The organism is Chromobacterium sp. W521, from assembly GCF_052805975.1.
Genome location: NZ_JBRBAF010000003.1, coordinates 175,304 through 187,470 on the forward strand (window position 1 = coordinate 175,304; position 12,167 = coordinate 187,470).

A 12,167-nucleotide genomic window follows, 5' to 3' on the forward strand; every position below is an offset into this window, starting at 1 on the left:
CTCAAGGCGTGGTCTTGTCCGCGCCCTCCCAGCCGCCGCCCAAGGCGGCGATCAGATTGGCCGCCGCCAGCAGCTGCTGGCGGCGCGCGCCTTGCACGCCCTGTTCCGCCTGAAGCTGCGCCAGCTGTGCGCGCCATTCCGCCTGGCCGTCGCTGAGGCCCACGCCGCGAGCGTCGCGCTCGGCGCGCAAGCGGCGGCTGGCGTCCACGTATTGCCGCTGCTTGGCTTCCTGGTCCGTGCCGGCGAAATGGGCGGCGGCGGCCGCGTCTTCCACCTCGTACACCGCGCGGGTGACCGCGCCGCGCCAGGCCGCGTATTGTTCTGCGGCGGCAAAGTGCGCGCGCTGGGCTTCGGCTTTGCGCTTGCCTGCGTCGAACAGCGGAATGTCCAGCTGGGGCAACAGCGACCAGTTCAGCACCTTGCTGCCGCGCAATGCGGACCAGCTGCCGGCGCTGATGCCCAGGCCGCCGTTCAGCGTCAGCGACGGCCAGCGAGCCGCCTCCGCCTCGTCGATGCGCGCGCGCGCGGCGTCGTAGCGGGCCTGGGCCGCGCTGAGGTCCGGCCTGCGTTGCAGCAGCCGGGCCGGCACTTCGCCGCCCACTTCCGGCAGCCTGAGTTCGCGCAGCGGCCGCGCCGGCGGCAAGCCGCAGGCGTTCGGCATCTGGGCAGCCAGCTGGCACAGGCTGCGTTCTATCCGCTTCAGCGCGTCGCCTTGCTGGGCAAGCAGGCGGGCGGCTTCGCTGGCCTCGCTGTCCGGTTCCAGCAACTGTCTGCCGCTGGCCAGGCCGACGCGGCGTTTGGCGGCAACCCCGGCCAGCAGGCGCTGGCGCAGCCGCGCGGCCTCCCGGAGCAGTTCGATGTCGGCGGCCAGCTCCGCCCGCGTCAGCCACAGTTCCGTGGTCTGCCGCGCCAGGCTCAGGCCCAGCGCGTCGAGGTCGCCGCCGCTGGCCTTGAGATCGGCGCGGCCGGCGCGGACCGCGGCGCTGACCCGGCCGCGCAAGTCCACCTCATAGCCCAGCGCCAGCCGCGTGCTGTAGCGGGTGCTGGGGTTGGCGGTGTCTTCGCCCACTTCGCCCAAATCGAACTTGGACAGCTTGCGCCGCTCCACCGATTGTTCGAAGTCCAGCTTGGGGTAGCGGTCTGCGTTGAGCACGCCCAGTTCGGCGCGCGCGGCGTCCAGCCGCGCCAGGCTGGCGGCGAGGTCGATGTTGCCCTCGCGCACCGTCGCGATCCACCGGCTGAGGCCGGGATCGCCGAAACCGTCCCAGGCTTGGGCGTCCGGCGCATGGCCGGGCAGAGCCTGGCTGTAGCGCTCCGGCAGCGCCGGCGCGGGGCGCGAAGGTTCCATCCCGGCGCAGCCGCCAAGCGCCAGGAGCAGGAGCAGGAGCAGAGCGATGAGCCGCATCATGGTTTGCCCGCCTTGTCTTGTCGGGAGATGCGCACCAGCACCCGCTGGCCAATGCGGATTTCCGGCGCGTCCACCAGCGCCAGCACACATTCAATCACCCGCACATCTTGTTTCTCGTTGGGGTCGTCGTTGTCCGGGCGGTTGCCGAACACCTGGCCCAGCCGCAGAACCTTGGCTTTGTAGACCTTGGTTTCGTCCGCCTCCAGCGTCACTTCCGCCGCCTGTCCGGGCGTTACCACGCTGACGTAACGTTCTTCCAGGTCGGCGCGGACGATGCGCGGCCCGTTGGGGGCGAACATGAACAGCGGCGTCACGTTCAGCGTGGAGGTGCCGTCGCCGGGGCGGGCCTGACGGCGGATGATGCGCCCGGCCAGCGGCGCGCGCACCACGTGCTGGTCCACTTCCAGTTTGCTGGCGGCCACTTGCGCGTCGGCGGTGGCTACCGCCGCCTGCTGACGGGCCAGTTCGGAGGCGCTGAGCCTGACCTGATCGCGGGCGTTGTCTTTTTCCTGTTTGGATACGACCTCGTCGCCGCTTAGCGCGGACACACGTTGCAGCTCGCGCTGAGCGATGGCGTGCTTGACCTGCAGCAGGGCCAGCGCTTGCCGCGCCTCGTCGCGCTCCTGCTCGCGTACCTTCATCGCCAGATTGGCTTCGCGGTCGTCGATCCGGGCCAGCACCGCGCCGGGTTTGACCTCGGCGCCTTCCTCCACGGACACCTCTCGGATAATGCCCGCGCGCGGCGCGGCGATATTGATCACTCCGCCTTCTATGCTGACGCGGCCCTTGGCGATGGCGGCCCAAGGGGATTGCTGAACCGGCGCGGGAGGCGGCGGTTCGGAGCAGCCGGCCAGCAGCAGGCCCAGCGCCGGCAGCAGGGCTAGCCGGCAAGAATTTTTGGAGGGGGCTCGGAAAACCGCCGCGAGCGGTTCGAGAGCGCGGAGCAACGCAGCCATCGGGCCGCGTAGCGGGTTTTGCGAGGTCCCCTTGGACGCGTGGCTGCTCATGCTACCTCCATCGGCGTGTTATGGACGCGCAGATCCTTGACCACCTGGCCGTCTTCCAGGGTGATGACGCGGTCGGCGTGCTTGATCAGGCGGTTGTCGTGGGACACGCCCAGCACCGTGGTGCCTTGTTCCTGGGCGATCTGGTGTAAGAGGTCGATCACCACTTGGCCGTTGTGGCTGTCCAGAGCGCTGGTGGGCTCGTCGGCGAACATCAGCTTGGGCCGCTTGACCAGCGCGCGGGCGATGGCGACTCGTTGTTTTTCGCCGCCGGACAGCTCCATCGGCCGCAGCTTGGCGCGCGGGCCCAGGCCCACCAGCTCCAGGGCTTCTTGCGCGCGTTTCTCGGCTTCGGCCTTGGTGATCTTGGGGCCGTAGTTCAGGGGCAGCAGCACGTTTTCCAGCGCGGTCAGCGAGGCGAACAGGTTGAAGCCCTGAAATACGAAACCGCAATGTTCCAGGCGGAAGCGGCTCAATTCTTCTATGGACCGCTTGGTCAGCTCCAGCCCCAGCGCGGTGACGCGGCCGGAGCTGGGCGGCAGCAGGCCGGAAAGCACGGACAACAAGGTGCTTTTTCCGGATCCGGACGGGCCGATGATCAGGGTCAGTTCGCCGGGCAAGATGGACAGCGAGATATTGGTGAGCACGGTTTGCTCGGTCTTGCCGTTGCTGAACGAACGGTTCAGGTTTTCGCCGACGATGGCGGGAGAGGCGGACATGAGAGTCTCCTTATCGCAATAGGGTAGAAGGCTCGGCCTGGTTCAGCGCGCGCAGCGCGGACAGGCCGGAGAGCAGAGCGATGCCCAGCACCAGGGTGCCGGTGGCCACGCATCCCCACAGCGGCACCTCCAGCGCGATGTGTGCGTGACGAGCGGCGGCCACCAGCAGCGCGCCGACCACGGCGGTGATCACCAGGCCGGCCAGGCCGACCCAGAACGATTGCTCCAGAATCACGGCGCGCAAGGCGGAGGAGGACACCCCCAAAGCCCGCAAGGTGGCGTATTCGCGCAGCGCGGCGACGATGGCGGCCATCAGCGTTTGGCTGGTGATGACGATGCCGACCAGCAGGCCCAGCGCGGAGGAAAACAGGAAACCGGAGCCGGCGCCGGACTCGAACAGCCAGTAGGTTTGCGACTGAGCGGAGAATTCCTCCGCGGTCCAGACCTGGAACGGCTTGAAGCTGCCGCTGGGTTGCAGTTGGTCGCGCACCTGCTCGGCGCGGTTGGGGTCGCGCAGCCGCGCCAGGAAGTAGTCGGTGGCATCGTTGCGCAGATTGGGATCGATGCGGCGGGCGGTGTTCAGCGAGGTCAGGATGTTGGCGCCGCCCATTGCGCGCATGCCGTTGACGGTGCCGCCGATACGCACCCGCTTGCCGCTGAGCTCGGCGTAATCGCCTATCTTGACCCCCAGTTTTTCCAGGTCGCTTTCATCCACCAGCACGGTGCTGGGCACCGTCAGTTCCTGGCGCAGGGCCGGGGTCAGCAGGGTGGCGAAAGTCATCGCCTGCGGCCGCGGGTCAATGCCGATCAATACCGCGCTGAGTTTGCCGCCGCCGGGCCGCTGCCAGTCCGCCATGGTCCAGGTGAAGCGTTCCACCGCGGTGACTTCCGGGTGCGCCCACAGGTTGTTCTCGGTTTTGCCGGGAATGGGGCGGGCCAGGTCCACGCTCTGGGTGGCGGGGTAGCCCACCCAAAGGTCGGCGCTGGAGCGGTCGATGTAGACGCCTATCGAACTGAACATGCCGAGGAGCAGGCTGAGTTGCACCTGAACCAGCAGGCCGGCGAATGCCACCGCCAGCACCGCGGGCAGAAAGCGGCGCCACTCGTAAATCAGCGAGGCGCGAGCGAGGGAGACCATGGTCAGGTCTCCACGCTGAGGCCGGACAGGCGGAGGGGATGAGTAGGCTGGGGCATGACTGTCTCCGGAATGAAATGGAGGCAGTATGCCCATTCCTGCTTAGGGTTTTCTGAGCGTTGCCAATGGTAATTAAGGGAACGGCGGCGAATAGGATTTTGGCCGATTAATACCACTGGTATTGGTTCGGATATTGAATTTAAATGTCGCGCCAATAAGCCCCTGTTCTTATTGCTTGCTCAGACTCTCCTCAGTTTTCTTTTTTATGACCGCAAATTTTATTTTTCATTAAAGGATTTTACAAAAAATAATGACTTTGGCATTGGTGTGTCAATAAAGATACATTATAAAAATCAATAACTTATATCGTTGTTTATATTTTTTCTCCAGATCTGTGGAGGTAAATCAACCAACTGCAAGAAAGCGCTAAGGAAACGCTAAGATTTCAACGTCATAATTTTCCAAAACCGGATTTGGCAGCTTGGTTGGTAAAGATTTTGTCAAGTTTTTATCGCGGTTTTTAATGTGGTTTGGGTAATGGGCAGCAGGCGCGTGCGACGTTTGGTCGGGCGCGAATTCGATCCAGGCTTTGCGTGCGGGACCGGATTTAAAGAAAGGCAGTCGACCCTGGCCGTGCGGCCGGCGATTGCGCTTCCCGGTTGGTGCGCGGCGGCAAGCGAATGATGCGAAACAGCAGGTTCACCGCGGGAGGAGCAATGAGCAAGACCTTATCGAGCAGGATTGGACCAGGGACGTTGGATATCGCGATTGTGGGCATGGCCAGCCACTTTCCCGATGCGGCCACCTTATATGATTTCTGGACCAATATCGTCGACAAGAAGGATTCCCTGACCGACATCGACCAGAAAGACGGCGATGAATACTGGCGCAAGGAAGACTATTACAGTGCGGACCCGAGCGCCGCGGACAAAACTTACGGCCACCGCGCCGGCTTCGTGCCGGCCATCGATTTCGATCCGGTGGAATTCAAACTGCCGCCGCTGATGCTGGAGTCCATCAGCACCGCGCAAATCTTCGCGCTGCACGTGGCCAAGCAGGCAATGCTGGACGCCAGGCTGGTGGGCGAGGACGCGCTGCCGGTGGACAAAGACCGGGTGGGGGTGATTCTGGGCGGCGCCGGCAACGGCAACACCTCGTTCTCGCTGGCTTTCCGGCAGCAGGAGCCGTACCTGCGCAAGGTGCTGAACCACGCGGGCCTGCCGGGCGCGGTGGCCGACGAGGTCATCGATCGCGTCAATCACCTTTACCTGGAGTGGAATGAGGACAGCTTCCCCGGCTTCCTCGGCAATGTCGCCTGCGGCCGCATCGCCAGCTATTTCGATCTGGGCGGCACTTCGTACATGGTGGACGCCGCTTGCGCCAGCAGCCTGGCCGCGATCAAGGCGGCGGTGGGCGAACTGGTGGACGGCAGCTGCGACGTGGTGCTGACCGGCGGCGTCAACCTGGAAAACTCCATCTTCTCCTTCCTGTGCTTCAGCAAGACTCCGGCCTTGTCCAAGAGCAACCTGTCGCGTCCCTTCGACGAATCTTCCGACGGCATGATGCTGGGCGACGGCGTCGGCTTCCTGGTGCTCAAGCGCCTGGAAGACGCCGAGCGCGACGGCGACCGCATCTACGCGGTGATCAAATCGCTGCAGGCTTCCAGCGACGGCCGCGCCAAGAGCATTTTCGCGCCGCGTCACGAAGGTCAGGTCAAGGCGATGCGCCGAGCCTATGAGCGCGCCGGGATCTCGCCGGCGGAAATTCAGTTGGTGGAGGCGCACGGCACCGGCACCCAGTCCGGCGACGAGACCGAGATCAGGAGCCTGCGCGCGGTGTTCGAAGCCGGCGGCGCCCAGCCCGGCTCGGTGGCCATTGGCAGCGTCAAATCGCAGATCGGCCACACCCGTTGCGCCGCCGGCGCGGCGGCGATGATGAAGGCGGCGCTCAGCCTGTACCACAAGGTGCTGCCGCCCACCATCAACGTCAGCCAACCCAGCCGCGAACTGGCGGACAGCGCCAGCCCCTTCTACGTCAACATCGACAGCCGGCCGTGGTTGAGCCCGGTGAGCGGCGCGCCGCGCCGCGCGGCCTTGAGCGCTTACGGCTTCGGCGGCACCAACTACCACGCTATCATGGAGGAGCACCAGGCGCGGCCGCAGGGCGATTTCCGTCTGAACCTGCGCCCGGAAGTGGTGTTGTTGCACGCGGACGGCCCGGAACAACTGCTGGCGCTGGCCGAGCACAAGCTGGAGTCCTTCCGCGCCGCAGACGCCGGCTATCAGTTCCGCCTGCATCAAGGCGCAGCGGCGCGGGCGCCGGCCAATTCCGCGCGCCTGGCCTTCGTCGCAAGCTCGGCCGAACAGGCCGCCGGTTTGCTGGACGAGGCGATCAAGCTGCTGCGGGCGCGTCCGGATCAGGACTGGGAGCATCCGCTGGGCATTTATTACAAGCGCGAGGCGGCTCCGTTGGCCGGCCGCGTGGTGGCCTTGTTCCCCGGCCAGGGCGCGCAGTACGTGAATATGGGCCGCGATATCGCCAACGATTACCCGGCGATGCGCGAAACGCTGGAAGGCCTGGACGCCGCGGCGCACGCCGACGGGCTGCCGTTGCCGTCCGCGTCCATCTTTCCGCCGCCGGCCTTCGACGCGGAAACGGCGGATCGCCAGATGGCGGAACTGACCCAGACCCGCACCGCGCAGCCGGCGATCGGCGCGATCAGCGCCGGCTACTACAAACTGTTGAGCGGCCTGGGCCTGCGTCCGGACTTCATGGCCGGCCACAGTTACGGAGAAGTGACCGCCTTGTGGGCCGCCGGCGTGCTGAGCGACGAGGACTTCTACCGGACGTCGCTGGCGCGCGGTGCGGCGGTGGCCAGCCCGGTGCCGGGCGGCGAGCCGGGCGCGATGCTGGCGGCTTCGCTGCCGGAGAGCGAGGCCAGCGCGGTGCTGGAACGCTTCCCGGAGCTGGTGGTGGCCAATTACAACTCGCAGCAGCAACTGGTGTTCGGCGGTGCCAGCGACATCATCCGCCAGGCCCATGAGCTTCTGAACGAGCGCAAGGTGCGCAGCCAAGTGCTGGCGGTGTCCGCGGCCTTCCACACCGACTTCGTGCGCCACGCTTGCGCGCCGTTTGAAGCCAGCCTGGCCGGGATTCCGTTCCAGAAGCCGCGGGCCGCGGTGTACTCCACCGCCAGCGGCGAGCGCCACGCCGACGACCCGGCCAAGATCAAGCAGTCCTTGATCGGCCAACTGGTCAGCCCGGTGCGCTTCCAGCAAACCATAGAACGCATTCATCAGCAGGGCGGTTACTTGTTCGTCGAGATCGGTCCCAAGGGCATCTTGGGCAAGCTGGTGGCGGACATTCTCAAGGACAAGCCGCACGCGGTGGTGTCGCTGAACCCCAGCGCCAACGGCGAGGAAGCCCTGCAATTCAAACGCGCGCTGGCGCGGCTGGCGGTGGAGGGCGTGGAGCTGAGCTCCACCGATCCGCAGGCGGCCTTGCCCTTGGCCGCGGCGCCGAAGAAAAAGTCGCTGACTTACAAGATGAGCGGCGGTTTCTTCTACTCGGAGAAAGCCAAGCAGCGCCGCGCGCACGCCATGCGCAAGGATACGCGCGTCATCGACGCCTTCATCGACGAGCGGCTTGCCGCCAGCTCGCCGCCGCTGGCGCCGGAGACGGAGCGGGATAGTAGGGTAGTGGTGGAAACTTTGGTCGACAACAGGGACGACATGATGTGGCTGGAGCCCATCCATGTCATAAGCGGAGAGGGAATCATGCAACGCAGTAGCTCGGACAACGAAGTATTGAGCGTATTGGATGCGCAGATCCAGGCGCAGAACATGCTCAGCCAGGTGCATCAGCAGTTCCAGCTGAATCAGAAGGATTACATCCAGTTGCTGGATTCGCTGATGACCAAGCAATACACCTTGCTGGAGAAATTCCAGGGCAGCCAGCAATTGACGGAGGTGGTGGCCAGCCTGGGCCAGAGCCTGCAGCTGCTGGACAAGAATCAGGAGCTCTACCACGTTAATCACGAGCACTATTTCGACAACCAGCAAGCCCTGCTGGGCGCCGATGTCGCCGCGCGCGGCGGCCAGGTGGCCGCGCGTCTGCAACAGCGCGCGCCGCTGGAAGTGAGCTTGCCGACGCCGCGCGCCGCGGTGGAATTGCCGGCGGCCGCTCCCCTTGCGCAGCCTGCCGTCGCCCCTTCCGCGCCGGTGGCCGCCGTGACCGAGGTTCAGGCGCCCAAGCCGAAGCTGCAGGACATCCCGCAAGCCGCCGCCCCGGCCGCGCCGGCTCCGGTGGCCGCGCCCGCTCCCGTAGCCGCCGCGCCGGCCGCCGTCGCGATCAGCGCCGAAGACCAGGCCCTGATTCAGCGCTTCGAGGCCTTGACCGAGGCCGACCTGATCAAGCAACTGATCGACATCGTCAGCGACCGCACCGGCTACCCGGCGGACATGATCAATGAAGAAATGGACCTGGAAGCGGACCTGGGCATCGATTCGATCAAGCGCCTGGAAATCTTCGGCGCCATGTTCGACCAACTGTCCGCCGAAGTGCCGCACTTCCAGGACATGGAAAAACAGAAGGACATGGAAACCTTCGACATCGACGCCTTCAGCAACATTCGCAAGATGGGCGGCTTCTTCAAGCAAACCATTTCCGAACTGCTGACCGAACTGAAGCAGGGTTCCGCCGCCGCGCCGGCCGCGGAAGCCGCTCCGGCTCCGGTGGAAGCGCCGGCCCCGGTTTCCAGCGAACCCGCCTTGCACGAAACCCCGGCGGCGGAAGCCAAGCCCTTGCGTCAGCTGGGCGTGGTGTCGTCCACCAAGAAACTGGTGGCCGACGTTGCCGTGGAGGACTCCGCAGCAAAAAAATCCCTAGCTGAGCCCCGGGAGACGGCATCTGCCCTCGCTCAGCAATCTCCTGTAAGTGATGCCCATACGGTAACCGCGTCCATCCATCGTTTTCAGGCGCGGAAACAGGCTTTGCCCAAGCCGGACCTGCTGGAGCTGGCCGCCGGCCGGCTCTGGCTGCTGACCGACGACGGCAAGGGTTTAAGCGAAGAAGTGGCCAAACAGCTGCTGGCCCACGGCCAACAGGTGGCGCGGCTGGTATTCAAGTGGCAGCAGGCCAAGGGCCAGCGCAAGGCGATCAAGCACGTGAACGACTACGTGTTGGAACGCGCCGACGAGCTGGCGCTGGAGGACGTGCTGTCGCGCATCGCGGTGGCCGAAGGGCAGGTGGGCGGCTTCATCCATCTGCAGGCGCCGGCCGGCAACGTCAAATCGCTGGCCAACGCCTTCCCCGCGGCCGAGTACGACACCGCGCAAGCGCTGTTCCTGCTGGCCAAGCTGCTGCAGCCGGCGTTGGCGCAACCCGGACCGGGACGCGCGTGCTTCTTCGTGGCCAGCCAGCTGGACGGTGAGTTGGGCACTGCCCGGCGCGCCGCCTTCCCGGTGGCCGCGGCCGGCGTCAGCGGCCTGAGCAAGGCGCTGAACATCGAGTGGGAGGACGTGTTCTGCCGCACGGTGGACTTCGATCCCAAGTGCGGCAAGAGTGCCATCGCCGCGATGTTGCTGGAAGAGCTGCGCGACGTGCAGTCCGACGTGGCCGAAGTGGGCCGCGGCGTCAAGGGCGAGCGGATGACGCTGGGCTTCGAGGCGGCGCCTACCGATCCTCAGGCCGTAGCCAATATCGACGCCAAGACCGTGTTCCTGGTCACTGGCGGCGCGCGCGGCATCACCGCCGAGTGCGTGATCGCGCTGGCTAAGCGTTATCCGGCTCGCTTCGCGCTGCTGGGCCGCACCCGCATCGACGCGCCGCTGCCGGAGTGGGCGGAAGGCGGCGGCGAATTGGCCGAGCTCAAGGCGCGCGCCATCCGCCACCTGCAGCAGCAGGGCGAGACGGTGACGCCGGTCAAGGTGGACGCCTTGCTCAAGGACGTACTCCAGCTGGCCGAGGTGCGCGCCACCATCGCCAGTATCGAGCAGGCCGGCGGCCAGGCCATCTATCTGGCTTGCGACATCAGCGACGCCAAGGATGTGGCGCGGGCGGCGGCGGAGGCGCAGCGGCAGCTGGGGCCCATCCGCGGCATCATCCACGGCGCCGGCAACCTGGCGGACAAGCGCATCGAGAAAAAGACCCCGGCGGATTTCCGTTCGGTGTTCCACACCAAGGTGAAAGGGCTGGAGAACCTGTTGGCGGCGGTCAAGCCGGACGGCTTGCGCCACCTGGTACTGTTCTCTTCGGTGTCGGGCTTCTTCGGCAACGCCGGCCAGACCGATTACGCGATGGCCAACGACGCGCTGAACAAGTTCGCCTACCTGTACCAGACCCTATACCCGAAACAGCAGGTGCGCAGCATCAACTGGGGTCCGTGGGACAGCGGCATGGTCAACGACGTGCTGAAGAAGGCCTACGCCGACCGCGGCCTGGCCATCATCCCCACCTCCGTCGGCGCGCAGTTTTTCGTCGACGAGTTCGCCGCCGGCCTGGTGCCGCAGGTGATCGTGGGCGGCGGCAGCTACAAGGTGGGGCGCAAGCAGAAGACCCTGCCGGCGCTGACCCGAGTGGAGCGCGAGCTGGACCCGGCCGTCAACGGCTTCCTGGCCGATCACGTGGTGGGCGGGCAGCCTGTGCTGCCGGCCACCGCCGCGGCCGGCTGGATGGTGCAGCTGTGCGAAGACCTGCTGCCGGGCTACCGGCTGGAGACGCTGACGGACTTCCGCGTGCTCAAGGGCGTGGTGTTCGACGCCGGAGAGCAGCGGCGCTTCATCGCCGAACTGAGGCCGGCGGACGAAGCCGGCGGTAACGGCGACCGCCACACGCTGGACGTGAGCATCTTCAACCAGGTGGACGGCGCCGCGCTGAACCGCTACCAGGCGCGGGTGACCATGACCCGGCTGGCGGCGGAACAGCCGGCAGACGGGCCGAAGGCGCCGACCGGCGCGCCGCTGGAGCATCCGCCGCTATACGGCGACATGCGCGACGGCGCCTGGCTGTTCCACGGCCCGGCCTTCCGCGGCGTGCAGACCTTGTTCCGTCTCGACGGCCAGGGCCTGCAAGCGGGCGGCCGGCTGGCCGCCGCGGCCGGACAGGGGCAGTTCCCGGTGAACTCCTTCAATCCCTACCTGGCGGACGTGGCGTTGCAAACGCCGCTGGTCTGGCTGATGTCGCAGTCGGACAAGGCGGGGCTGCCGCTGCAGATCGCCGAGTGGCGGCAGTACGCGCCGCTGGCTTTCGACCAGGCCTTCTATCTGAGCATGGCGGTCACGGCGCAAACCGCGACCACTCTGCTGGCCGACGTCATCGTCCACAGCGCCGACGGCAAGGTGTACAGCAAGCTTTCCGGCTTGCAGTTCACCGTGTCGAAGAAGCTGCGGCAGTTGATGTGTGACCCGGAGGCCAGCGTGGCGGTGTGACGCGAGCAAGGCCGCGCCCGCGGGCGCGGCCGGTCCTACAGCCGAGGCGCGGCGGCGGAGCGTTCGCCTGACCGCCGCCGCACTCGAAATCGGCCCGCGCCGGTTCAATCCTGATCCCGCGCCGCCGCCCGCCGCTTCAACAGCGGCCGGCGGCGGAGGGGGACGGTTGCGCCCAAGGTTTGGGAATGTTGGCTCTACTTTCAGGATCTGTTGACGTTTGTTTTTCTGTTGCGTTCGCTCCCAGGCGGATGCAGTGCGCGAAGCCCGCCTCGCCGCAGTGTCATTCACTGCCAGAGGCGGGCGACAAAGCGAGGCGCCGGCTGGGAGCGAACCCAGGGGCTGACCGGGAAAAGACCCCTCTACGGCGTTGTCAGGCTTGGCCTTGGTTCACCAAGGCCTGCGCCCTCCGCCTTGTAGAACGCACTTTTCTCGGTCAGCGCAGCGAGAAAAACAAACGTCAACAGATCCAAGACA

At 66.1% G+C, this 12,167-nt stretch carries 5 protein-coding genes; 1 reads left to right on the top strand and 4 read right to left on the bottom strand.

Annotated elements, in window-relative coordinates; genetic code table 11:
• Window position 1: 1 nt before the first annotated feature.
• The 4 genes from ACUXV1_RS05495 to ACUXV1_RS05510 are packed head-to-tail and all read right to left on the bottom strand — an operon-like array spanning window position 2 to window position 4,269.
• Complete coding sequence (locus ACUXV1_RS05495) at window positions 2–1,408, bottom strand: efflux transporter outer membrane subunit (protein WP_446015013.1); 1,407 nt, start codon at window positions 1,406–1,408, stop codon at window positions 2–4.
• Window positions 1,405–2,415 carry an HlyD family secretion protein gene (locus tag ACUXV1_RS05500; protein ID WP_196783760.1) on the bottom strand — a complete coding sequence of 337 codons (1,011 nt, stop codon included), beginning with the start codon at window positions 2,413–2,415 and terminating at the stop codon, window positions 1,405–1,407. The genes ACUXV1_RS05495 and ACUXV1_RS05500 overlap by 4 nt, the downstream gene beginning before the upstream one ends.
• A complete protein-coding gene (locus ACUXV1_RS05505; protein WP_081554625.1) occupies window positions 2,412–3,131 on the bottom strand; it encodes an ABC transporter ATP-binding protein in 720 nt (239 codons plus the stop codon). The genes ACUXV1_RS05500 and ACUXV1_RS05505 overlap by 4 nt, the downstream gene beginning before the upstream one ends.
• Before the next feature lie 10 nt (window positions 3,132–3,141).
• On the bottom strand, window positions 3,142–4,269 hold the full coding sequence (locus ACUXV1_RS05510) for an ABC transporter permease (protein WP_081554626.1): 1,128 nt from the start codon (window positions 4,267–4,269) through the stop codon (window positions 3,142–3,144).
• A 752-nt stretch (window positions 4,270–5,021) separates the two neighbouring features.
• Between ACUXV1_RS05510 and ACUXV1_RS05515 the strand changes: the two genes are divergently transcribed.
• Window positions 5,022–11,693, top strand: coding sequence for an SDR family NAD(P)-dependent oxidoreductase (locus ACUXV1_RS05515; RefSeq protein ID WP_446015015.1), 6,672 nt, complete (start codon window positions 5,022–5,024; stop codon window positions 11,691–11,693).
• Window positions 11,694–12,167: the final 474 nt, after the last annotated feature.

Bases quoted from the DNA above. Each gene is read 5' to 3' on its own strand.
- ACUXV1_RS05500 (WP_196783760.1), bottom strand. From the start codon at position 2,415: ATGAGCAGCCACGCGTCCAAGGGGACCTCGCAAAACCCGCTACGCGGC.
- ACUXV1_RS05495 (WP_446015013.1), bottom strand. From the start codon at position 1,408: ATGATGCGGCTCATCGCTCTGCTCCTGCTCCTGCTCCTGGCGCTTGGC.
- ACUXV1_RS05510 (WP_081554626.1), bottom strand. From the start codon at position 4,269: ATGGTCTCCCTCGCTCGCGCCTCGCTGATTTACGAGTGGCGCCGCTTT.
- ACUXV1_RS05505 (WP_081554625.1), bottom strand. From the start codon at position 3,131: ATGTCCGCCTCTCCCGCCATCGTCGGCGAAAACCTGAACCGTTCGTTC.